The organism is Nocardia tengchongensis, assembly GCF_054781395.1.
The window spans coordinates 428,673-452,329 of sequence record NZ_BAAGUM010000006.1 but is presented as its reverse complement, the minus strand read 5'-3'; the positions used below and the strand labels follow the sequence as shown (position 1 = coordinate 452,329).

Below are 23,657 nucleotides of genomic sequence, written 5' to 3'. Positions count from 1 at the left end.
GTCACGAAAGTTGCGCGGGGACAGGGGCGGACGCCTAGGATCACCTGCGCCGGCCATGTTCCGTGGGCCGCACCAGTAGGAATAGCTGAAGGTTCACCAACCGTGTGGTGGTGACCATGCGCATTCTCCGGATGTGGATTTGTCGGTGCCATGGTGCATGCTCTTGGCACGCAGCTGTCCGCCCCGTCCGCCCCGGAGTGCCCATGTCGACCCGTACCAAGCCACAGCCCTTGTCGGATACCGAGATTCGGGAGATCGCCGCGGAAATCGACGCGGGCAGACCGCCCATGGTGTGGTTCACCGCCCTGGCGGTCGGTGTCCCGGAAGGCCGCTCCGGCAAGGTGATGTCTCTCGGTGATCCGTCCGAAGGCGATTTCCTGCAGGTGAAGCCGACGGGCTCGAAGGACGTCCTGTCCTTCGGTCCCACCGAGGTGACCCTGACCAAGCCGGCCCGGCAGAACCCGAAACCGGCCCCCGCGCCGGCGCCCGCGGTCAAACCGGCGAGTGCAACCCCAAGAACGGCAACCAGGAAGGAACCGACCGTGACGATGTCGTCCCCCGCGACGATGCCGGCCGCCGCGCCGAGCACCCCGCCCGCTCCGGAAGCCACCCCGCAGCCGACGGCCGAGGGCGAGGCCAAGAAGCCCGCCTCGCGCCCGGCTCGCAACGCCGCCGCGAACTCGGCCGCCGCCCGCAAGCCCAAGGCTCCCGAGGTGACGGTCACCCTCTCCGGCACCGGCGAGGGCGAGTGGACCCTCGACGTCGTCAACGGCAAGAAGCGCACCATTCGCGGCCTGGCCGTGCCGAGTTCGGCTGTCTCCCAGGCGGCCAAGATCCTGCACCCCGAGGTGTCGGAGGTGGTGGACTCGATCCTGGAGTCCGTCCGCGCCTCCCAGCGCGCCAAGGTCGAGCAGCTGCAGGCCGAACTCGAGTCGGCGCGTCGGCTACTCGAAGACCTGGCCTGAACCGGCCTTCCGGCCCGAGGGCTGATGGCCCAACCCTTTTCGTGTGGGTTGGGCCACAACTCGTGCTCAGACCGCGGATTCGCGTTGCCAGGTGAGCGGGCCCGATTCCGGGCGGCCGCGGCGTAGATCGTCGTGGAAGATGTAGCCGAGCGAGTATTCCTTGGCGTGGTACATGGCCGAATCCGCCTCGCGCAGTAGCTCGTAGACCGTGGTCTCGGTCTCGCGCGGCTTGGTGCAGGCGATGCCGATACTGGCCGCGATGCGCACCTCGGCCGCGCTCAGCTCGAACGGTTCCCCCAGGGTGGCCAGCAGGCGTTCGGCCAGCTGCCGCGCCTGCGCCTGCGCCAACGGCGCCAGCACCACGAATTCGTCGCCGCCGTATCGCGCGGCCGCATCGTCGCGCCGGATCACCCGGCGAATGCGGGCCGCCGCGTTCGCGATCAGCTCGTCGCCCACCGCGTGCCCGTAGTTGTCGTTGACCCGCTTGAATCCGTCCAGGTCGATGAACAGCAGCGCCAGCGGCTGCCCGGCCCACCGCTCCCGATTACGATGCAGCGCCCGCAGCAGGGCGGCGCGGTTCAGGAGTCCGGTGAGCATGTCATGGTCTGCCTGATACTGCGCGCGCCGCTCGCTGCGGGCGCTGCGTTCGATTGCGCGCTCACTGCGTAGCAGCACCCCGGCTAGTAGGAGGGCGAACAGCGACGACACCACGACGCGGTCCAGGGTGTCCAGGCTGGAGCCGACCACCGGCACCAGCGAGGCAACGATCATGACGATCGCGATGATGCTGGCCCGCTGCCGGGACCGGTGCGGATGGATATCGCGCGGCCCGCCCAGCACCACCATGCTCGGATGCAGCGCGGCCGCGCCGATCAGCGTGAAACCCAGCTGCAGCGGCAGCAACTGGATCTGCCGCCCGATCACCGCCGAACCCGCGGTCTCCAGGTTGTAGGCCAGATCGCCGGCCAGGATCACCAGCATGGCCAGATGCACCAGGCGCAGTGAGGTTTCCGAGCGCGCCGAGGTGATCACCGAATGCACGATCACGGTGAGCAGCAGGGCGTCCACGATCGGATCCGCGACGCAGGTGATGGCGGTGAAGTTCACGTGGTGCGCCATGTGCAGCACCGGGGAGATGAGGAACGTCCACGAGAGCAGCAGCGCGCCCAGGCCGATCAGCCCGGAGTCGAGCAGCAGGTCGTGATCGGTGCTGTTCTGGCGCGGGCGCAACCACAGCACCGCGGCCACACCGACGCAGCAGTAGCCGCTGAGGGTGAACAGATCGTCGAAGGGGTGCCGCTGGGAGTCGGAGACGTGGCGTAAGGCGGTGCCGATGGCGAACTGCACCGCGGCCGCGGAGAGCAGGTACCAGGGCAGCGGATGGCGGGGCCGGAACTTGCGCACCCCCATGCCGATCATGGTGAGGCTGATCGCGACCGATACGAACAGGGTGCCCAGCGCCACGGCTTTGGAGTCGATCGCCAGCGGCAGGCCGAGAATCAGTACGCCACAGATGAACAGGACGGTGCGCCAGCAGATATTGAAGCGTCGACCGGGCCGTTCGGCCGGTTGTACGTCTGTTCCCACCAGCCCCCCTTATCCGAGCAGTACTCGAAAAGACACCGCCGATCATCAACCGAGTGTTGCGGTACGAGCATAGGTGCCCACGCTGCGGTGGCAGAGTGCCCGGTCGAGAAAGGCGCTGCCACTAATTGGGCAACCGGTCCGATCATTACATGAAAGCGCGCGCTCCGGAGCGGAGTTCGGCGAACCCGCAGGGCTGCTTTCGCGAGACTCGCTATGCTCCCCGCAGACCGAACCGTACGGCCCGCAACACCCGGTGCAGAGGAGCCCGACTGTGGAATCGACGGTGGGACGCTGGTGGGCGCCGGGCCGGGTCAACCTGATCGGCGAGCACACCGACTACAACGACGGCTACGTGCTGCCCCTGGCCCTGCCGCTCGGGACCACCTGCACCGCCCGCGTCCGCCCGGATGGCGTGGTGCGCCTGCGATCCCGGCAGGCTCCCGGCGACGCGGTCGGCACCACCACGGCCGCGCTGGATTCGTCCGGTTGGTCCGGTTTTCCGGTGTGGTCGCGCTACCCCCTCGGCGTCATCCGCGAGTTCCAGCGCCGGGGTCACGAACTCCCCGGCATCGAACTCGACCTCGACAGCACCGTCCCGATCGGCGCCGGCCTGTCCTCCTCGGCCGCCCTCACCTGTTCGGTCGCCATCGCCCTGCGGGACCTGTTCGCACCCACCGTCTCCGCCACCGACCTCATCGACATCACCCGCACCGCCGAGAACGTCTACGCCGGCGTCCCCACCGGCGCCCTCGACCAATCCGCCGCCCTCCTCTGCACCCCCGGCCACCTCCTCTTCCTCGACACCCGCACCGGCGCATCCGAACAGATCCCCTTCGACCTGGACCACTTCGCCCTCACCCTCTTGGTCGTCGACACCGGCAGCCCCCACACCTTGGTCGACAGCGAGTACGCGGCCCGCCGCACCGAATGTGCCGCCGCCGCAGCCGTACTCGGCATCCCCACCCTCCGCGACGCCCCCACGGTTCCCACCGCCGCCCGCCTCCCCGACCCCCTCCTCCGCCGCCGCGCCCGCCACGTCATCACCGAAAACGCCCGCGTCCAGCGAATTGCCGAACAATTGCGCACCGGCGCCGACCCCCGCACCATCGCCCCCCTCCTCACCGCAGGCCACACCTCCCTCCGCGACGACTTCGAAGTCTCGGCCCCACCCCTCGACACCGCCGTCACCGCCGCCCTCACCGCCGGTGCCCACGGCGCCCGCCTCACCGGCGCCGGCTTCGGCGGCAGCATCATCGCCCTGGTCGATCGGGACCGCGCCGAATCCGTCGGCACCGCGGTCCGAGAAGCCTTGATCGCCAAAGGGTTCGAGACTCCCCGCATCTTCACCGCCACCCCCTCGGCAGGCGCGCACCGGATCTCCGCCGCCGGCATCCCATCGCCCTGATCGGGCCTTGTCGGAGGTGCCCCGGGACCTCCACTCCGGGGCGGCAATCCGTCGGTCTGCATCGCGCGATTGCTCAAAATACATTTCACTAGAACGTGTTTCAGATCTGTGCTAGCGTCGCTGGGGCAAGGGTCAGGGGACCATCCAGTTCGGACGCGAATTGGGCGACTTGCATGTGTTCGGCCAGAGGGAGTTTGGTCGAAAATCTCTCCGGTGCTGTTGATTTCGGCATCGGCATAAACGCTTGCGGTCCTCGGTGGCTTCGCATGCAGTTTTTCGGGAGGGTATATGACTGATCATTCATTCAATTCCGGATCCATCGCCATTACCGGTATCGGCTGCCGATTCCCGGGTGCGGCCACTGCGGCGGATCTGTGGCGGCTGCTGGAGAATGGCGGCGATTCGATCACCGAGGTGCCGCCGGATCGATTCGACATCGATGCCTTCTACAGTCCGATCGCGGGCGTTCCGGGGACCATAACCACGCGATTCGGCGGCTTTCTGCCCGACGTGACGCGGTTCGACAATACGTTCTTCTCGCTCTCGCCCCGCGAGTCCGCGCGCATGGACCCGCAGCATCGCCTGCTGCTCGAAGTCGCCTGGGAGGCACTGGAAGACGCGGGTGAGGAGCCCGGCGCCGATGCGGCCGGGCGCAAGGGCGTGTACATCGGCCTGATCAACAACGACTACAAGGATCTGCTGCTGCGGAGGCCGGAATTCCTCGATGCGCATGCCAGTGCGGGCGTGGCCAACGCGATGGCCTCCGGACGGGTGTCCTTCGCGCTGGGCTTCGAGGGTCCGAGTCTCACCGTCGACACCGCGTGCTCGTCCTCGTTGGTGGCGGTGCACTCCGCATGTGCCGACTTGCTCTCGGGCACAAGCGATCTGGCGCTCGCCGGTGGCGTGAACATCGTCTTGACCCCGGAACCCAGTATCTGTTTCGCGCAGTCCGGGATGCTGGCGGCCGACGGGCACTGCAAGTTCGGTGACGCCTCGGCGGACGGCTTCGTGCGCAGCGAGGGCTGTGGCATCGTGGTGCTCGAGCGGCTCGAGGACGCGGTGGCCGCCGGCAAGCACATCTACGCGGTCATCGCGGGCAGCGCGGTCAACAATGACGGCCGCAGCGGCGGCGGACTGCAGATGACGCCCAGCAGCGCCGGCCAGGCCGCGGTGATCCGGGCCGCGTGCGCGAAAGCCGGAGTCGCACCGTCGGATCTGCAGTACATCGAGGCGCACGGCACCGGGACCGCGGTCGGCGATCCCATCGAGATCGAGACGCTGGGGCGGGTGGTGTCGGAGCAGCGTCGCTCGGGCGAGCCCTGCCTGTTGGGCAGCGTCAAGACCAATATCGGGCACACCGAATCCGCCGCGGGGATCGCGGGACTCATCAAGGTGGCGCTGTCGATCCACCACCGCAGGCTGCCCGCCAGCCTGCACTTGCGCACACCCAACCCGGGCATCGCCTGGGACGAGTATCCGATCGAAATCAACGGCGCGGCACGGGATTGGCCGGACCGGGAGGGACGGCTGCTCGCGGGCGTGAACTCGTTCGGACTGTCGGGCACCAACGCACACGTGGTGCTGGCCGGATCGCCGACGGTACCGAGTGCCGACCCGATCGCCGAGGCCACGCGCCCGGTGCTGCTGCCGGTGACCGCGCCCACCGCCGGGGGCCTGCACCGGCAGGCCGAGCGACTGGCGCAGTGGTTGCGCTCCGCGGACGGGGTGGATGTGCCGGGACTGGCCCGCACGCTGTCCCGCTACCGAACCCACCATCGGCATCGCGCCGTGGTGGTCGGGCGCTCGACCGATGATCTGAGCCACAGGCTCGACCTGGTGGCCGCCGGAACGACCCGTCCGAACGTCGCGCTCGGCGTCGCCGGCGAACCCGGCAAGGTGGTGTTCGTCTTCCCCGGACAGGGTTCGCAATGGGCCGGTATGGGCGCCGAACTGTGGCAGCGCGACGCCGTTTTCCGAACCTCGATCGAGCGGTGTGACCGGGTACTGCGGTCGGTGGCCGGGTGGTCACTGATCGAGGAGCTCACCAAGGATCCGGCTCAGGGGCTGCCCGACCGGCTCGACATCGTCCAGCCGATGCTGTTCGCGGTCCAGGTCGCGCTCGCGGAGACCTGGCGGTCCTGGGGCATCGAGCCCGACGCGGTGATCGGGCACAGCATGGGCGAGGTGGCCGCGGCCCATATCGCGGGGCGGCTGAGCCTCGAGGACGCCGTCCAGGTCATCTGCCTGCGCAGCCGGCTCGCCGCGCGGATCGCGGGGCGCGGCGCCATGGCGACCGCCGAAGTGTCGCGGCAGCAGGCCGCCGAACTGGTTGCCGCCTACCCGGATCGGCTGGCCGTCGCGGTGTGCAACAGTCCGTCGCAGACCGTGATCTCCGGCGACGTGGATGCGATCGACGAGGTCCTGGCGCAGCTCGAGGCGCGCGGCCTGCAGGGGTGGCGCATCGATGTCGATTTCGCGTCCCACTGCCCGCAGATCGACGAGTTCGAGCCGGAATTCGCGGCTCAGCTGGCGGGGATCACCCCACTGCCGGGCACGTTCCCGTTCTACTCCACCGTGCTGGGGCGGGCGCTCGGCGATGAGCAGCTCGATGCCGCCTACTGGTTCGCCAACATGCGCTCGACGGTCCTGTTCTGGGACGGGGTCGAGCATTTGGTGGCGGACGGCTGTCACACTTTGCTCGAGATCAGCCCGCACCCTGCGCTGCTGGGCGCCGTGCAACCGGCGCTCGCCGCCGCCGAATTCCCTGTCCAGGTACTACCTTCGGGTCGGCGGGAGCGGGAACTGGAGTCGATGCTGTCCACGGCCGGCGCGCTGTTCACCCAGGGCCGGGCGCTGGACTGGTCCCCGCTGCAGCAGCCGGGCGCGCCGATTCCGCTCCTGCCGGTCTTCGCCTGGGAGCCCAACCGGCACTGGCTGCCCGAGGACACCGGTTCGAGTCGGCGGTCCCGGGTGCCGGGCCGGCATTCCTGGGCGGAGAAGTTCTCCGCCGCGGTCACTCTCGCGACCAGGCCGGAGATTCGCATCGCGGACGCGGTCGCCGATCTCGGCGAGCTGTCGTATCTGACCGACCACCGGGTCGGGGAATCGGCAGTGCTGCCGGCCACCTGCTACCTCACCGCGGTGCTCGGTGCGGGCGGCCCCGGAACCGAGTTGACCGATGTCGACATCGCGAAGGCGCTGTTCCTGACCGAGGACCGGCCCGTAGACGTGCAGCTCGTGATCGAACGCAAGACCCCGGAGACAGCCGAGTTCAGTTTCTGCAGTGCGGAATTCGGGCAGCCCTCGGGCACGCCGAGCTGGACCGAACATTGCACCGGTGGGCTGCGGACCGCGGAACCCGATGCGGCGCCGCCGCTTCGAGTCGATCTGGCGGCGATCCGAGCTCGGATCACCGAGCCGGTCGCGGTGGACGAGTTCTACGCTGATCTCGGTGGTTTCGGCCTGCATTACGGGCCTGGTTTCCAAGGCGTGGTGTCGGTACATCGCGGTGCCGGTGAGGCATTCGGCCGAATCGAGGCCCCGGCCGGCATCGCGGACCGCGCGGACATCATCCACCCGGCGGTGTTCGACGCCTGCCTGCAGGTCGTCGGTGTGTGCGAGTTGAGCGGGCAAGCGGCGTCCGGGCAGGTCTTCCTGCCGGTCGGAGTGGAGCGGCTGCGGCACTTCGGTGGCGGTCGGGAAGTCTTGTACAGCCATGTGGTGCGTCGGCCCGAATCCACCGTGGACAGCCCCCTGATGGATGTCCGCGTGTACGACGAGGCCGGCGACCCGGTGCTCGAGGCGCTGGGGCTGCGACTGCGTGAAGTCGGCGGCGCTCAGCAGACGGGAACCTGGCGGGTCGAGGACAGTCTGCTCGAACTCGCCTGGGCGCCGGGCGAAGTGGCTCCGGAACCCGTGGAGCGATCGGCCGACGGTGCGTGGATGCTGCTGACCGACGCGTCCGGTGCCGGGCGTGAGCTGGCAGACCGCTTGACCGGCCTCGGTGCGGTGGTGTCGACGATCGAGCGGGGGGACCGCTTCGAGGTCGTCGAGCCGGGCCTGCGGTATCGAGTAGTGCCGGGTTCGACCGACGATCTCGCCGCCGCCATCGCCGATTTCGGTCAGGTGAGCGGCCGGTCCATCACGGATGTGGTGCATCTGTGGAATCTCGACGTGTCCCCGGCCGCCGATCTCGATGCCGCGGCCCTCGCGGCGGCGGAGCTGCTCGGACCGATCAGCCTGCTCACCGTCGTGCATGCGCTGGGCGAGACCGCGCGGCCGCGCATCACCGTGGTGACGCAGGGCGCCCACGCCCTCGACACGGACGCGCAGGTGGCCGTGGCCCAGGCGCCGTCCTGGGGCCTGGGCCGGGTGATCGCCCGGGAACGCCCCGAATTCGATTGCACGCTGGTCGATCTCGCGGCCGGTGCGGAACCGGCGAAGCAGTTGGACGCACTGGTCGCGGAGTTGCTGAACCGCGACGGTGAGCGCGAGATCGCGCTGCGCGAGCTCGGTCGCCACGTCGCGCGCCTGGACCGGACCGATGGGTCCGCCGACCACGACGTCGTCCGCACCGCACTGCCCTCCGCCGAGCCGTTCCGGCTGGAGAACCGCACACCGGGGATCCTGGACGGCTTGGTTCTGCGCAACACCGCGCGCCTGGATCCGCAACCCGGATTCGTCGAGATCAATGTTCGCGCGGCGGCACTGAACTTCATCGACATCATGTCGGCGATGGGTGTGCTGCCCAACTACGGCCGGTTCGAGGGCCCGCTCGGCATCGAATGCTCGGGCGTGGTCACCGCGGTCGGCGCGGGTGTGGAGGACTTCGCGGTCGGCGACGAGGTGGTCGCCATGGCGCCCAACAGCATTGCCTCCTATGTGGTGACCAATGCCTACTGTGTCGCCCACAAGCCCGCCCAGATGACCTATGCCGAGGGCTCGACCATTCCGGTGGCCTTCCTGACCGCGTGGTACTCGCTGATCACACTGGGCCGGTTGGCGCCCGGCGAGCGGGTGCTGATCCACTCCGCGGCCGGCGGTGTCGGACTGGCAGCCATCGAGATCTGCCGGATGGTCGGCGCCGAGGTGTTCGCGACGGTCGGCACCGAGGAGAAGCGCGAATTCCTGCGTGCCCGCGGCGTGCGGCACATCATGGACTCGCACGCGCTGGACTGGGCCGCCGAGACGATGCGCCTCACCGACGGCGCCGGCGTCGACATCGTGCTCAATTCCTTGGCGGGGGAGGCCATCCCGCTCGGCATCGGGGTGCTGGCGCCCTACGGCCGGTTCGTCGAGATCGGCAAGCGCGACATCTACGACAACAAGGAGATCGGGCTGTACCCGTTCCGGGCCAACCTGAGCTTCTACGCCGTGGACCTGGATCGGATCACCCGCGAACGCCCGGAGATCTGGGGCGGGGTGCAGCGCGAGATCATGCCCAAGTTCGCGGACGGCACCTTCTCCCTGCTGCCCTTCCGGCAGTACGACTCCGACGCCATTCCCGACGCCTTCCGGTTCATGGCTCGCGGTCAGCACATCGGCAAGGTCGTCATCGATCTGGATTGCCCGGAAGTCATGGTGGCGGGCACCGCCCAGGGCGCGTTGCTGCGCGCCGACGGCACCTATCTGATCACCGGCGGCCTCGGCGGGCTGGGTCTGCTGACCGCGGAGTGGCTGGCCGAACGCGGAGTCGGCCGCCTGGTGCTGATGGGCCGCAGCGCACCGTCCGAGCAGACGCGGGCCAAGCTGCGGGAGATCGAGGTGATGGGAACGCAGGTCGAGGTGGCTCGCGTCGACGTCACGGCCGAGGCGCAGGTGATCGAACTGCTCGCCCAAATCCGGGAGACCGGGCCGCCGTTGCGCGGAATCCTGCACTGCGCCATGGTGCTCGACGACGGGGTGCTCGCCGAACTCGACCCCGACCGGATGCGCACCGCCATGGCGCCGAAGGTGCAGGGCATCTGGAACCTGCACGCGCACACCGCGTCCGATCCACTCGCCCTGTTCGTGCTGTTCTCCTCGGCGGCCTCGCTGCTGGGCTCGCCGGGGCAGGGAAACTATGCCGCCGGCAATGCCTTCCTCGACGCGCTGGCGCACCACCGCCGCTCCCTGGGACTGCCGGCGACCAGCATCAACTGGGGTGCGTGGGCGGAAATCGGTCAGGCCGCGCAGGACGGCCGCGACAGCCGGCTGGGCAACCGCGGCATCGGGAGCATGACACCGGCACAGGGTCTGGAGGCGCTCGAAGCGGTGATCATGGCCGACCCGGTACAGGTGGCGGTGCTGAATTTCGATGTCGCGCGCTGGGCGCAGCTCTATCCGTCGGCGGCGGCCTCGCCCTTCTACAGCCGCTTGGTGGATGACGTGCCGCAGGCCGGCGGCGATGGCACCGGCACGCTGATCCGCCGCGCCCTGCGGACGGGCGACCGCGCCGAGGCCACCGCGGCCCTGGCGGAGTTCCTGCGGGAGGCCGTCGCCCGGGTCATCGGCATCCAGTCGGGCGAGCTGTCCGTGGACACCGAACTCACCCGGCTCGGAATCGATTCGCTGATGGCGGTCGAACTGCGCAACAAGATCACCGCCGAGCTGCGCGTGGAGCTGCTGCCGACCGTACTGCTCAAGGGCCCCACCGTGGTTCAGCTGGAACAGCAGATTCTCGCGCTGCTGGACCAGGAGATCGCCGACAGCGGCACGGCCGAGGTCATCGAATCGGAGGCACCGCTCGACCCGGCGCGAGCCGAGGAGCTGCTGGAGCGTATCGACGAGCTGTCCGACACCGAGGTGGAAGCCTTGCTCGCCGACCTCGCCGCCTCGGGTGAGGCCACGGAATGACCGGCGTACCGGTCGCCGATCCCGCGGCGAGGCAACGAGAACGATTGCGGGAGTTGCTGCGACAGCGGGCGAGCGTGGCGGCGGCCGGGCATCCGCTGTCTGAGGGGCAGCAGGCGCTGTGGCTGCTGCACCAGCTGAACCCGGATGATCCGGCCTACAACGAGGTCATGATGGCCGAATTGGCGGCCGAATACAGCGATGACCACGTGCGGTCGGCCTACCGGACCCTGTTGGCCCGGCACGCCACCCTGCGGACGACCTACGGTGACAACGCCGGTGTGCCGACCCAGATCGTGCGCCCGGTGGACGACTCGATGGCGTTCACGGTTCATCAGCTGGGCCCGGTCTCCGATGCCGAGTGCATGAGTGTCGCGCAGCGACTGGTCCGGGCGCCGTTCGCACTCGGCGTCGGGCCAGTGGCCCGCGTCGATCTGCTGCGGCGCCCGGACAGGCCGGCGATCCTGCTGTTCACCGCGCACCACATCGCCCTGGACGGGTGGTCGTTCATGCTCCTGACCGAGGACCTGTGCGCACTGCTGTCCGGCGCGGAACCACGCGCGCTGTCACCGGTGTCCTACCTGGATCATTGTGCGGCGCAGGCCCGTTCCCTGAGTGGACCGCGCGGAGCGGAGCTGCGTGACTATTGGCGGGCTCGCCTCGCGGACCTGCCGGATCCGCTGGATCTCGGCGCGAGCGGAGCGCGGGGGCCGCTGGCGTCGGCCCCCGTCGCGACGCGCGAATTCCGGGTGGACGCGGCCCTCAACCGGCAGCTGCGGGACTTCGCCGCGGCGACCGGCGTCACGGTGTCGACGGTGTTCATGTCGACGTTCCAGGCGCTGCTGCGGTGGTACGCCCTGCGCGACGACATCGTGATCGGGACGTTCGCCGGCGGACGACCGGCGAGCGTATTCGAAACCGTGGCCGGATATTTCGTCAATCCGGTCGTGCTGCGCGCGGATCTCGGGGACGACCCGTCGTTCACCGAGCTGGTGCGCCGGGGGCACACCACCCTCATCGACGCGCTCGACCATCAGGACTATCCGTTTCAGCGGATCGTCGCCGACCAGGGCGTGCCCCGGGACGTGAGCCGCAACCCGATCTTCGACGTGCTCTTCTCCTTTCAGAGCCAACGGCGGTTCAGCGGCCGCACTCTCGACGAGCTGACATCGAAGCTCACCGCCGGTGACGGTGGCGGTGAAGCGGCCGGTGCGCCCCTGCGGTTCCTCATGTTCGAGCACGAGTTCGCGAAATTCGATCTGATACTGGAGGTTTTCGAGGTCGGCGCCGACCTCACCGTGTACCTGCGGTACCGGGCGGACCTGTTCGAACCGGAGCTGATCGAGCACCTCGGTGAGAGCTTCCTGACCCTGACTCGACGCGCACTCGACGACCCCGGTGCCCGGATCTCGCAGCTGTCACCGGTGTCCCCGGCGGAGTTCGAGGAGGTCATCGGCGAATTCAACGCCACCGCCGCGGAATTCGACGGGGACGCGATCGGGCTGCACGCGATCGACGAGCAGATTCGGCGCACGCCCGAGGCCATCGCCTGCGTCTGCGGCGAAGAGAGCTTGACCTACTCCGAACTCGGACAGTGGACCGGCCACTTCGCCGGAGAACTGGTACGCGCCGGAGTACGGCCCGGCGAGTTCGTCGGCGTCGCGCTGGACCGCTCCTTGGAGCTCATCGTCGCCATCCTGGCGGTCCTGCGGGCCGGCGCGGTGTACGTTCCGCTGGATCCCGAACTCCCCGCCGACCGAATCGATTACGTGCTGCGGGATACCGCCGCGCGATTCGTGATCGGGGACGGCACGAGGGACATGGGGACGGTGCGCGGGCTCAGCGTGCGCCGGCCCGAAGAGACGGCGACCCCGCCGATCACCTTCACCGCGCCCGCGCCGGACGCGGTCGCGTACGCCATGTACACCTCGGGCTCGACCGGCCACCCGAAGGGCGTGCTGATCAGCCACCGCGCGCTGGCCAACCGGCTCCGCGACGGCGCGCGGCGGTTCGGGCTGACCACCGCGGACGCGATGCTGCAGCGCACCGCCATCAGTTTCGACGTCTCGGTGGGCGAGCTGCTGCTGCCGCTGGTCTGCGGCGCCCGGCTGGTGTTCGCCCGGCCGGGCGGGCATCGCGATCCGGGCTATCTGGCCGATCTCATTGCGCGCGAGGGCATCACCACCGCTTACTTCGTGCCATCCACGCTGCGGCTGTTCCTGGCCGCCGCGGACGCCCGATCCTGTGCATCGCTGCGGCGGGTGTTCTGTATCGGCGAGGAGCTCACCGCCGATCTGCGCGACCGGTTCTTCGAACGCCTCGACAGCGAGCTGTACAACTTCTACGGTCCCACCGAGGCGACCATCGAGGCGACCGCCTGGCGATGCGACAACGCTGACGAGCGTCGCTATGTGCCGATCGGCACGCCTCTGGCCAATACCTCCGTCTACCTGCTCGACGACCGGCATCAACCGGTGCCGGTCGGCGGCATCGGGGAGATCTGTCTCGGCGGCGTGCAGGTCGCCCTGGGTTATCTGAACAAGCCCGGCCGTACCGCGGAGTCCTTCGTCGCCGACCCGTTCACCCACCGGTCCGGCGCACGCATGTACCGGACCGGCGATCTCGCGCGCCGGCACGTCGACGGAACCGTGCGCTACCTGGGTCGCCGGGACGGACAGGCCAAGGTGCGCGGCGTTCGCATCGAAACCGCCGAGGTGGAGAACCAGCTCTCGGCTCACCCGGCGGTGGACGCGGCGGTGGTGTCCGTCGTGGAGACCGACGCGGGCAACGATCTGGTCGCGCACCTGGTGGTTGCGGAGCCCGCGCCGTCGGTGGCCGAGCTCCGCGAGCACCTCGGCGCGGTGTTGCCGCAGGCGATGATTCCGCATCGCTTCCATGTCATGGACGCCATTCCCTTGACCGCCAGCGGCAAGGTCGATCGGCGGGCGCTGCTCCGCAACGCCGCCGATCGGGCCGGAACCCGTCCCGCGTCGCGTGGCCCGTTGTCGGATCTCGAGATCGCCGTCGCCAAGGTGTGGCGGGAAGTGCTGGGGGCCGACGAGATCGGGATCGATGACAACTTCTTCGACCTCGGTGGCGACAGTGTCCGGCTCGTCGCCGTGCATCGCGAATTGACGCGGATCGCGGCGCGGGAATTCCCGCTCGTCGAATTGTTCCGTTATCCGACAATCGGTTCGACGGCCGCTTTCCTGGAACATCCGGCCGTCGATAATCGGGCCGAATCGGGCCGGCAGCGCGGGCAGGATCGACAAGCCTTTCTGCGCGCGGCGCGACGCAGCGGCGGGCGGGCGGCGCGATGACGAACAACTCGGTACCCGCGGTCGCCATTATCGGTTGTGTCGGAAGGTTTCCCGGAGCGCGAAACGCGGAGGAATTCTGGGACAATATCGCCCGCGGAATCGAATCGGTGACCGAACTGTCGGCCGAGGAATGCCGCGGCAACGAGCTGGATCCCGCGATCGTGGACACCCCGTCCTATGTTCGCCGCGGCGCGTTGCTCGACGACGTCGAATACTTCGACGCGGAATTCTTCGGATTCTCGCCGGGCGAAGCCGCCGCCACCGATCCACAGCAACGCATCTTCCTCGAATGTTGTTGGGAGGCACTGGAAAGCGCAGGTATCGACCCGGACCGAGCGCCCGGCCCCATTGCTGTCTTCGCGGGCGCGGGCACCTCGACCTACGCCGAAGCGCAGCTGATGCGGGCCCGCCGCCGACCTGCGTTCGGCGAATTGATGCCGCTGGTGATCGGCAACAACCGGGACTTCCTGGCCACCCGCGTGGCCTACAAGTTCGGCCTCACCGGTCCCGCTCTCACTCTCCAGACCGCCTGCTCGACCTCCCTGGTGGCCGTGCACTACGCCTGTCAGAGCCTGCTGCTCGGCGAGAGCGATGTGGCGCTGGCCGGCGGCGTCGCGATACGGACACCGTTGCGGGTCGGGTATGTCCACGAGCCCGGCGGCATCCTGTCCGCGGACGGACACTGCCGCGCCTTCGACCACGAGTCCGACGGCACCGTGCCGGGCAACGGCGCTGGCGTCGTGGTGCTCAGGCGTCTCGATGACGCGCTGCGCGCGGGTGACCCGATCCTGGCGGTGATTCGGGGCTCGGCGGTCAACAACGACGGCCGGGCCAAGGTCGGCTACACCGCACCAGGCGCCGACGGCCAGGCGCGGGTACTCGCCGAGGCGCTGGCCGTCGCCGATATCGAGCCGGACACCGTCTCGTACGTGGAGGCGCATGGGACGGGCACCCGACTGGGTGATCCGATCGAATTCGCGGCGCTGCGTGAGGTTTACGGCAACCGACAGGCCGCCGGGCGGCCGTGCTACGTCGGCGCCGTCAAATCCAATATCGGTCATCTGGATACCGCCTCGGGCATCGCCGGGCTGATCAAAGTGGTCGGCGCGTTGCGGCAGCGTGTGATTCCCGGAACCGCGAACTTCCGTGTGGCCAACCAGCTGCTCGGTCTCGGCGACGGATCGGCGCTGGCGATCGCCGATCGCCCCCGGGTCTGGGACAGCACCGGCCCGCGTCGGGCCGGAGTCAGCTCGTTCGGGCTCGGCGGCACGAATGCGCATGTGGTGCTGGAGGAAGCGCCCGCCGCCCGGGTCGAGCACTGCGCCGATCCGCAGTTGCTGGTGTTGTCCGCCGCGGATCCCCGGGCCCTGGACGCGATGGTGTCGGCGCTGTTCGCGCACCTCGCGGATCGCCCGGAACTGTCGGTCCGGGATGTCGCTCATACCCTGCACGCCGGGCGAAAGGTATTCGCACACCGGTTCGCCCAGGTCGTCGACGGTCAGGGCCGACCGCTGGGGGAGCCGATCCGGGGTCGTGCTTCCGCACACCGCGGCGCCGCGGTGGTATCGATTTCGGGCGCACTCTCGTCGGCCGAGCGGGTCCAGCAGCTCGACGCGGCCGCGCGAGCCTGGGTCGACGGTGCCGAATGTGACTGGAGCGTACTGTATTTCGGCCTTCCTGTCCGGAAGGTGACACTGCCCGGCTACCGATTCCAGCGCGACCGGCACTGGTTGGGGGATGACCTGGCGCGGTCGGCGAGCCGGTCGGATGCCGGGCGGACCCCGACCGAGACGACCGTCGCGGAGATCTGGGGTTCGATACTCGGATTGGCGGACATCGAGCCCGGCGAGAACTACTTCGCCCTCGGCGGTGACTCGCTGCGCGCTTTGCGCATGGCGCGCAGCGTTACCGAACGATTCGGGGTGCCGGTCACCCTGCAGGACCTCGTGTCCGCACCGACCCTGGGTGAATTCTGCGCCTTCCTCGATCGCGTCGAGTCCGGCGCAGAGCAGACGCCTGATGGCAAGGCAGCGCCGTGGATTCACCTGAATCAGAACGGTTCTCGGCCCCCGATCGTGCTGATCCATCCAGGCGGGGGATCAGCGCTGACCTATGTGCCGCTCGCCACCGCTGTCGGTGCCGACCAGCCACTGATCTGTATCCAGTCGCCGACGTATCGCGGTGGCGTGGAACCGGATTCGGTGGAGGCGGCCGCCACCGTCTATCTGGCCGATCTGGCGGCCGCCGGCGTCGAGTTCCAGGAACTGTGCGGATGGTCCTACGGCGGCAATGTGGCCTTCGAGATGGCGAGACGGATCCGGAAGGAGAGCGGCCGGATGGTCGGGGTGTATCTCATCGACAGCCTGCCGCCCGCCGCCTATCCCGATCGTCCGCCGAGCGAATCCGAGCTGTACGCTGCCTTCCCGGTGGTGCTCGGGCAATTCGGTCGCGCTTCAACCGAAAGCGTTGCCACCGAACAGGATTCGGAGATCCCGGTTGACTTCGAGGAGGCGGTCGCGGCTTTGCGCAGGGCGGGCGCGCTACCCGAATGGCTGCCCATCGACGCGGCCCGCACCATGTTCGACGTCTGGCGCCGGCACATGGTCGCGGTGTACGGCTATCGGCCCGGACCCGCTGTCACCGACATCGACATCACGCTGCTGCAGGCGAGCGAACGACAGCCGGACGCATTGACCGAGCTCTTGCGCATCGACCCGGATCCGCGGGTGACCCGCACCGGATGGGCCGAGCTCACCACCGGGCGATCGACGGTGCATCCGATCGCCGGAAACCATCACTCCCTGGCGCGGGAGGGCAATGTGGAAAGTCTCGCCGAGGTACTGCTGCGATTGATCGCCGCCTCGCGAGCAGACAAGGGGGAGGGGCAATGAAGAAGGCGGGCAACAGAATAACTCCGCACCGCACGGGACTGCGACGGTCGGTGGGATTCCTCGGATCCGGGCTGTACGTGCCCGACCGGGTGGTGACCAACGCCGAGCTGGCACGCACCCTGGATACCTCGGACGAATGGATCACCGCGCGCACCGGCATCCGGGAACGTCGCTTTCTCGACGATGGGCTGGCCACGTCGGACATGTGCCTCCCGGCGGCACGGGAGGCCTTGCGGCGCACCGGGATCGAGGCGGAAGACCTCGACGCCATCATCGTCACGACGTCCACACCGGACCAGCCGCTGCCCTCGACGGCGGTGACCGTCAAGGACGGACTCGGCGCAAGCAGGGCCATTCCGCTGGATATCGCGCAAACCGCCTGCGCCGGCGGAATCTACGCGCTGCTGGTCGCGGCGCACCTGCTGCAGGGCGAGATGTTCGAACGCGTGCTCGTCATCGGCGCCGATACCGGTTCCCGGGCCACCGATCCCACCGACCGGGGCACCCGGGTGTTCTTCGGCGATGCCGCGGGCGCTGTGGTCCTCGGCCCGGTACCGGCCGGATTCGGTGTGCAGTCCTGGGATTTCGGTGACGAGCTGTGCTTCGACGTGGCAATCCCGGCCGGTGGCTCACGGCGGCCGACCACCCCCGAGACCGCCGAGGCGGGCGACCACTTCGTGCGGATGAACGGTCCCTCGGCGTGGAAGTACGCCACCGAGTATCTGCCCGCCAGCATCCAGCAGACCCTCGACCGGGCGGGACTGGCCGTCGGCGACGTCGACTACTTCCTCCTGCACCAGGCCAATCTGAACATCATCACCCATGCCATGGACGCACTCGGGGTCTCCATGGATCGAGCGCCGACCACCGTCGAGCGCTTCGGAAACACCGCCGCCGCAAGCCTGTTCACCGTGCTCCACGAAACGCTCCTGGCCGAGCCCGAGACCGGCCGGCTGCTGGTACTGGCCGGCATCGGTGCGGGCGTGCTGTGGGGGTCCATCTGCTTCCGCCACTACGCGATACCCGGCGGCCTCGTGAAGGGTGAAGCCGAATGACCGGCCGGATGACGGGCAAAACCGCCGTGATCACCGGCGGCACAGCCGGGTTGGGTCGCGGCATCGCCGAAGCGTTCGCCGCGGAAGGCGCCGAGGTGGTGTGCGCCGCGCGCCGCGATCCGCGCTCCGACCCGGACTGGCCGGAGGAATTGCGATACCACCCTGTGGACGTGACCGACCCCGACTCGGTCACCGAGATGATGGGGGCTGTCGCCGAGCGCCTCGATGGGATCGACGTCGTGGTCGCCAACGCCGGCATCAGCATCGACGGCCGGGTGACCCGGCTGGCGCCCGCGGACTGGGCCAGGGTCGTCGAGGTCAATCTGAACGGTGTCTTCCACACCGTGCAGGCGGCCGTGCCGCACCTGACGCCGACCGAGGGCACGGTGATCACCGTGTCCTCGGCCCTGGGCAGCCGTCCGGCGGTCGGCGCCGCGGCCTATTGCTCCACCAAAGCAGCCGTGGAGATGTTCACCAAGGTCTGTGCCGATGAGCTGGGCGCTCGCCGGATCACCGTCAACTGTCTTGCCCCGGGCATCGTCGACGGCGGAATGACCGACGAGTTCCAGGAGCAGAACCAGGCCGCGTGGGAGTCCTATCGCTCACGCCTGATCTCGGGACGTCCCGCCAATCTGACCGAGATCGGCGCCGCGGCAGTCTATTTGGCCGCCGGCGCGGGATACATCAACGGCCATGTGCTCGCCGTCGACGGGGGACTGCGATGGACGTGAAGCGGGAAGCGGTGCGGCTGACCGTATTCGGCGGCATCGGCCACGTCACGCTGGATCGGCCGCCGGTCAACGCGTTGAACTTCGCGGCCCAGGATCGGCTGTGCGAGCTCGCGGACGAGATCGCGCGGCGCGGCGACATCCGGGCGGTGCTGATCACCGGGGCGAACGAGAACTTCAGTGCCGGAGCCGATCTGAAGGAGCTCCGCGCGGTGGACCAGGCCGAGATGGCGCTGCGGGCGCCACGCATGCAGACGGCGCTGGCCCGGCTGGCGGCGATCGCGAAGCCGGTCGCGGTGGCCCTCGACGGCGTCACGCTGGGCGGCGGCTGCGAGATCGCGCTGTGCGCGGACCGGCGTTTCGCGTCGGCGCGGCTGTCGATCGGATTACCCGAGGTCGCCGTCGGGGTGATCCCGGGCGGTGGCGGTACCCGGCGGCTGGCACGACTGGTCGGCCATTCGCTGGCCAAGGACCTCATCTTCAACGCCACCATCCTCGATGCCGAGGCGGCGCTGCGGATCGGTCTGGTCGATGAGGTGTCCGACAACCCGGTCACGGCCGCCCACGACTGGCTGGCCCGCCTGGCCGTGGGACCCGCGCGGGCGCTGGCCGCCGCGAAACGCTCGATCGACTTCCTGGCCGAGTCCTCGGACGCCGGACTCGCATACGAGACGGCGGCGCTGATCGAAGTATTCGGAACCGCCGACCGTGAGAGGGGGATCGATGCCTTCGTCGCGAAACGTGCGCCGAACTTCCTGGGCCGGTAAGCGCCTGGGCGTCGGACGGGAGGTGCGGTCATGATCGATTCCCTCGCCGCGGCGGCGCTGAGTGGGGCATCCACCGAAGAGCTGCTGGCCGAACCCGTTCCCGCCGACTACTTCGCCGCGCACCTGCACCGGGGCGACCGGGCGCTGTTCGACGGCACGGCCGATCGCGATGTGCGCCGGTCGATCCGGCTCGGCCGGGTCCCCATGCCGGAACTCGCGCCGGACGAGGTGCTGGTCGCCGTGATGGCCAGCTCCATCAACTACAACACCGTGTGGTCGGCCATGTTCGAGCCGGTCTCCACCTTCGACCTGCTGGGTCGCTTCGCGCGGGAAGGCGGCCATGCCGGTCGCCACAATCTCGATCATCAGGTGATCGGCTCCGACGGCTCCGGGGTCGTGGTGCGGACCGGGGCCGGGGTAAGGCATTGGCGGCCAGGCGATCACGTGGTGATCAGCCCGGCCTACGTGGATGACCAGGAACCGGCGACGCACGGCGACGGCATGCTCGGCGAACGCCAGCGGGCCTGGGGATACGAGACGAATTTCGGTGGGCTGGCGCACTATTCGATCGTCCGCGTCTCCCAGTTGCTGCCCAAGCCGGCGCATCTGAGCTGGGAAGAGGCGGCGAGCTTCACGCTGTGCGCGGGCACCGCCTATCGCATGCTGGTCGGTGCGCACGGCGCCCGTATCAAGCAGGGTGACATCGTGCTGATCTGGGGCGCCACCGGCGGTCTGGGAGCATTCGCGGTCCAGCTGGTGAAGAACGGCGGCGGCATTCCGGTCGGCATCGTGGGGTCCGAGCAGAAGGTCGAGCTGGCCCGGCGGATGGGTTGCGACGTGGTCGTCAACCGGCAGCTGTTCGGAATCCCGGACGACGACCAGGATCCGGTGGAGCGGGCGGTCGCGGTCGGCAAACGGCTCGGCAAGATCATTCGTGCCGAGGTGGGCGAGGATCCGCACGTGGCCTTCGACTACGTCGGTCAGGAGACCTTCGGAACCTCGGTGTTCGTCGTGCGCCGCGGCGGCACGGTGGTGACCTGTGGCTCCAGCACCGGCTACCGGCATTACTTCGACAACCGCTACTTGTGGATGAATCTCAAGAAGATCATCGGCAGCCACGTCGCCAACCTGCAGGAGCAGTGGGAATGCAACCGGCTCTTCGATCTGGGGAGACTGACGCCGGTGCTGTCGCGGACGTACCCCCTGGCCGAGGTCGGTGCGGCCGCGCGCCTGGTGCAGCGCAACGAACACCTCGGCAAGATCGGGGTGCTGTGCCTGGCTCCGCGGACCGGCCTCGGCATCACCGATCCCGAGGCGAGACAACGACACGGGGAGGAACGAATGGCGTTGTGGCACAGCGCGGGAGGACGCGATGACCGAGCATGACCACGCGGTTGTCACCGCGCCGGGGGCGTTGCCGCTACTCGGCCACGCCGGAGCATTCCAACGCGATCCGGCGCGGTTCCTGGCCTCGCTGTCCCGCCACGGTGATCTGGTCCGCATCAAGATGGGCCCGATGCGGGTACTCGTCGTCTGCCACCCGGCGCTGCTGGAGGAAATGCTGGTCCGGGACAAGATCTTCGACCGCACCGGGCCGTTGTTCCAGCGGGCGCGCGACGTCGTCGGCAACGGCGTCGCCACGTGTCCGCACGCCGAGCACCGGCGGCAGCGCCGACTCGTGCAACCGGCTTTCCACAAGACACGGATGCCGGGATACGCGGCCATCGCCAGTAATCAGATCGCGGAGCACACCGCCGCCTGGCGTGCCGGGCAGCCCATGGACGTCATCGCCGAGCTGAACCGGCTCACCTGTGCCGTGGTCGCACGCACGCTGTTCTCGACCGAAATGGACGCGAGCGAACTGGCCCGGGTGGTCACCGACATCCAGACCGTCCTCGACGGGCTGACTCGCAGCGCCATGACCCCGCCGCGGCTGGAACATCTTCCGATCGTCGGGATCCGCGGCTTTCTCGCCGCACGGGATCGACTGCGGCAGGGCACCTTACGGCTGGTATCGGACTACCGGCGCGCGGGTGGCGACCGCGGCGACCTGCTGTCGATGCTGCTGATGGCCGGCGACGCGGCCGACGGCAGGCTCTCCGACGAGGAGGTCTGCGACCAGGTCCTGACCTTCACCATGGCGGGCACCGAGACCTTGGCCAACACCATGGCCTGGGCGCTGCACAGGTTGTCCCGGCACCCCGAGGTCGAACGCCGGCTGCACGCGGAGGTCGACGCGGTCCTGGACGGTCGCGTCGCGACCTTCGACGACCTGGACCGGCTCGAGTACACCGGGCAGGTCATCGCCGAGACGCTGCGGCTGCACTCGCCCGCCTTCCTGTTCCTGCGCCGGGTCTCCATCGATGCCGAACTCGGCGGAGCTCCCGTCGCGACCGGCGATACCGTGCTGTGGAGTCCGCACGCCATTCACTACCGTCCGGACCTGTACCCCGATCCGGAACGATTCGATCCGGGTCGGTGGGCCGGCGATATGCGAAAGACCCTGCCGCGCGGCGCGTATGTGCCGTTCGGCGGCGGGCCGCGCAAGTGTGTCGGCGAGTACTTCGCGCTCACCGAGGGGACCATGGCCCTGGCGAGCATCGTGGCGCGTTGGCGCTTGCGGCCTACCACCGACCGGCCGGTTCGAGGGGTGTTCCGGGCGACCTTGCGGCCGCACGCGCTACACCTGATCCCCGAACCGCGTGCCCGATCCTCAGTGCGAAACCAGTTGGGCGCGTAGTACTTCGACGGCGTGGTCAGCGATGCGGTGCGCCCGTGCCGCTGACAGCACGCCTTCGGCGAAAGTGAAGTTCCATCGCAGCACGCCGCCGCTGGTGACGGCGCCGGCCACCATATAGGAGACACAGGAAACGCCGACCGCTCCCTGCAGCCCGGACAGCCGCCAGTCCCCGGCCCGGTCCGGGAAGGCCGACAGCCCGATATTGCTGACCAGCACGGTCCGGGCCGCCCGCTGATTCACCAGATCCACGATGAATCCGCTCTTCGCAACCGACTTCGGGGTGACCAGCCGCCACGACGCGAGTCCCGAGAGATGCTGACGAAGCCGGAGTCGCTGCCGCACGATCCGATTGGATCTGCGCGCGGTGGTCCACAGATCGATATTCGGTCCCGCGAGTAGGTAACCCGAAACACTGGAGGCATAAGGACCCAATTCTTCGAGACCGATCGGCGGCTCGAGTTCACCTCGACAATTCACCGGTGATCCGATCGGCACACGCCGGGAACTATTCGGCGTGATTTCGTGAGCGACGGCCGTGGCCATGGCTGCCGTCAATGCTCCATGTACGGTGACGCCCCGGCTCTTGCAGAGCGCGATCAATTCGGAAGATTCCTTTGTGGAAAATTCTCGGCAAATGAGTCGGCTGCGCCGTTGGGCCGGTGGCACTTCGGCTTCCGGCGGCAGTAGGACCGGTCGGCTCAGCACGGACACCGCCTGGTCCAGGATCAGGGCGAGCACGGCCCGGGTCAGGCTGCGGGAACCGCGCGGGATCAGTTCGTCCGCCGGGCGCAGCGGCGGCCGGGACCGGATCGTCGCCGGATCCGCCGCCTGCTCGGCGGCGTAGCGGACCACCTGGCCCAGCAGCGAAACCATCGACAGCGCATCGGCGATCACGTGCGCGATGGTCAGGATCAGTTCGTGCGATTCGTCGGCGGTGCCTTCCCCGTGCACGATGTCCACCAGCCGGACCAGCGGACCGGTCCGCCAGTCCAGGGGTTCACGCAGTTCCACGGCATCGACCTCGGCGGCGGCGGTCGTCTCGTCGCCCGCCGCCGCGCGCACCGTGCGGACACCCACCCGGGGATCGGTCGCCGCGACGAAGCGGGGCCGGGTGCCGTCCGGCCGGGCCTCGATGCGCACCCGCAACAGCGGATGCTCGGCGACGATGCGGGCCGCGGCCTGTGTCAGTTGGGCCGTGGTCATCCGGCCGTCGATCCGGATCCACGCGCAACCGTTCATCGTCGAGATCTGATCGGCTATCCAGAACCATCGTTCCGAATTGCTCAGCGGTCGGCGAACTTCAAGCAAATTATCGTTCGAATGATCAGTAATCGTGGCCACGATTCCCCCGGTTCACGTCGTCATGCG

Annotated in this window: 12 protein-coding genes; 10 read left to right on the top strand and 2 right to left on the bottom strand. The window is 68.8% G+C overall.

What is annotated here, in order from left to right; all coding sequences use genetic code 11:
- Positions 1–203: 203 nt before the first annotated feature.
- A complete protein-coding gene (locus ACYVKL_RS13165; protein WP_379162758.1) occupies positions 204–965 on the top strand; it encodes a DUF6319 family protein in 762 nt (253 codons plus the stop codon).
- A gap of 66 nt (positions 966–1,031) precedes the next feature.
- On the opposite strand, the gene ACYVKL_RS13160 is transcribed toward ACYVKL_RS13165, so the two are convergent.
- Positions 1,032–2,552 carry a diguanylate cyclase domain-containing protein gene (locus ACYVKL_RS13160; protein ID WP_357191801.1) on the bottom strand — a complete coding sequence of 507 codons (1,521 nt, stop codon included), beginning with the start codon at positions 2,550–2,552 and terminating at the stop codon, positions 1,032–1,034.
- A 271-nt stretch (positions 2,553–2,823) separates the two neighbouring features.
- Between ACYVKL_RS13160 and galK the strand changes: the two genes are divergently transcribed.
- From galK to ACYVKL_RS13115, 9 genes are all read left to right on the top strand, one after another.
- Positions 2,824–3,957 carry a galactokinase gene (gene galK, locus ACYVKL_RS13155; RefSeq protein WP_460771914.1) on the top strand — a complete coding sequence of 378 codons (1,134 nt, stop codon included), beginning with the start codon at positions 2,824–2,826 and terminating at the stop codon, positions 3,955–3,957.
- A 288-nt stretch (positions 3,958–4,245) separates the two neighbouring features.
- Positions 4,246–10,791 carry an SDR family NAD(P)-dependent oxidoreductase gene (locus ACYVKL_RS13150; RefSeq protein WP_379162752.1) on the top strand — a complete coding sequence of 2,182 codons (6,546 nt, stop codon included), beginning with the start codon at positions 4,246–4,248 and terminating at the stop codon, positions 10,789–10,791.
- Positions 10,788–14,108 carry a non-ribosomal peptide synthetase gene (locus tag ACYVKL_RS13145; protein WP_379162749.1) on the top strand — a complete coding sequence of 1,107 codons (3,321 nt, stop codon included), beginning with the start codon at positions 10,788–10,790 and terminating at the stop codon, positions 14,106–14,108. Before ACYVKL_RS13150 ends, ACYVKL_RS13145 begins: the two co-directional genes overlap by 4 nt.
- Positions 14,105–16,999, top strand: a complete 2,895-nt coding sequence (locus tag ACYVKL_RS13140; protein WP_379162746.1) for a type I polyketide synthase — start codon at positions 14,105–14,107, stop codon at positions 16,997–16,999. Before ACYVKL_RS13145 ends, ACYVKL_RS13140 begins: the two co-directional genes overlap by 4 nt.
- On the top strand, positions 16,996–18,054 hold the full coding sequence (locus tag ACYVKL_RS13135; RefSeq protein ID WP_379162743.1) for a 3-oxoacyl-ACP synthase III family protein: 1,059 nt from the start codon (positions 16,996–16,998) through the stop codon (positions 18,052–18,054). The genes ACYVKL_RS13140 and ACYVKL_RS13135 overlap by 4 nt, the downstream gene beginning before the upstream one ends.
- Before the next feature lie 8 nt (positions 18,055–18,062).
- Positions 18,063–18,785, top strand: a complete 723-nt coding sequence (locus ACYVKL_RS13130; RefSeq protein ID WP_379162740.1) for an SDR family NAD(P)-dependent oxidoreductase — start codon at positions 18,063–18,065, stop codon at positions 18,783–18,785.
- Positions 18,776–19,549, top strand: coding sequence for an enoyl-CoA hydratase/isomerase family protein (locus ACYVKL_RS13125; RefSeq protein WP_379162737.1), 774 nt, complete (start codon positions 18,776–18,778; stop codon positions 19,547–19,549). Before ACYVKL_RS13130 ends, ACYVKL_RS13125 begins: the two co-directional genes overlap by 10 nt.
- A 30-nt stretch (positions 19,550–19,579) precedes the next feature.
- A complete protein-coding gene (gene ccrA / locus ACYVKL_RS13120) occupies positions 19,580–20,935 on the top strand; it encodes a crotonyl-CoA carboxylase/reductase (protein ID WP_379162734.1) in 1,356 nt (451 codons plus the stop codon).
- Positions 20,922–22,289 (top strand): cytochrome P450, encoded by a 1,368-nt coding sequence (locus tag ACYVKL_RS13115; protein ID WP_379162731.1) that lies wholly within the window; start codon positions 20,922–20,924, stop codon positions 22,287–22,289. The genes ccrA and ACYVKL_RS13115 overlap by 14 nt, the downstream gene beginning before the upstream one ends.
- On the opposite strand, the gene ACYVKL_RS13110 is transcribed toward ACYVKL_RS13115, so the two are convergent.
- Positions 22,263–23,492 (bottom strand): phthiocerol/phthiodiolone dimycocerosyl transferase family protein, encoded by a 1,230-nt coding sequence (locus ACYVKL_RS13110; RefSeq protein ID WP_379162728.1) that lies wholly within the window; start codon positions 23,490–23,492, stop codon positions 22,263–22,265. The two genes, ACYVKL_RS13115 and ACYVKL_RS13110, sit on opposite strands and share 27 nt — an antisense overlap.
- Positions 23,493–23,657 lie beyond the last annotated feature (165 nt).

Bases quoted from the DNA above. Each gene is read 5' to 3' on its own strand.
- ACYVKL_RS13145 (WP_379162749.1), top strand. From the start codon at position 10,788: ATGACCGGCGTACCGGTCGCCGATCCCGCGGCGAGGCAACGAGAACGA.
- ccrA (WP_379162734.1), top strand. From the start codon at position 19,580: ATGATCGATTCCCTCGCCGCGGCGGCGCTGAGTGGGGCATCCACCGAA.
- ACYVKL_RS13125 (WP_379162737.1), top strand. From the start codon at position 18,776: ATGGACGTGAAGCGGGAAGCGGTGCGGCTGACCGTATTCGGCGGCATC.
- ACYVKL_RS13140 (WP_379162746.1), top strand. From the start codon at position 14,105: ATGACGAACAACTCGGTACCCGCGGTCGCCATTATCGGTTGTGTCGGA.
- ACYVKL_RS13150 (WP_379162752.1), top strand. From the start codon at position 4,246: ATGACTGATCATTCATTCAATTCCGGATCCATCGCCATTACCGGTATC.
- ACYVKL_RS13110 (WP_379162728.1), bottom strand. From the start codon at position 23,492: ATGACCACGGCCCAACTGACACAGGCCGCGGCCCGCATCGTCGCCGAG.
- ACYVKL_RS13115 (WP_379162731.1), top strand. From the start codon at position 20,922: ATGACCGAGCATGACCACGCGGTTGTCACCGCGCCGGGGGCGTTGCCG.
- ACYVKL_RS13165 (WP_379162758.1), top strand. From the start codon at position 204: ATGTCGACCCGTACCAAGCCACAGCCCTTGTCGGATACCGAGATTCGG.
- ACYVKL_RS13130 (WP_379162740.1), top strand. From the start codon at position 18,063: ATGACGGGCAAAACCGCCGTGATCACCGGCGGCACAGCCGGGTTGGGT.
- ACYVKL_RS13135 (WP_379162743.1), top strand. From the start codon at position 16,996: ATGAAGAAGGCGGGCAACAGAATAACTCCGCACCGCACGGGACTGCGA.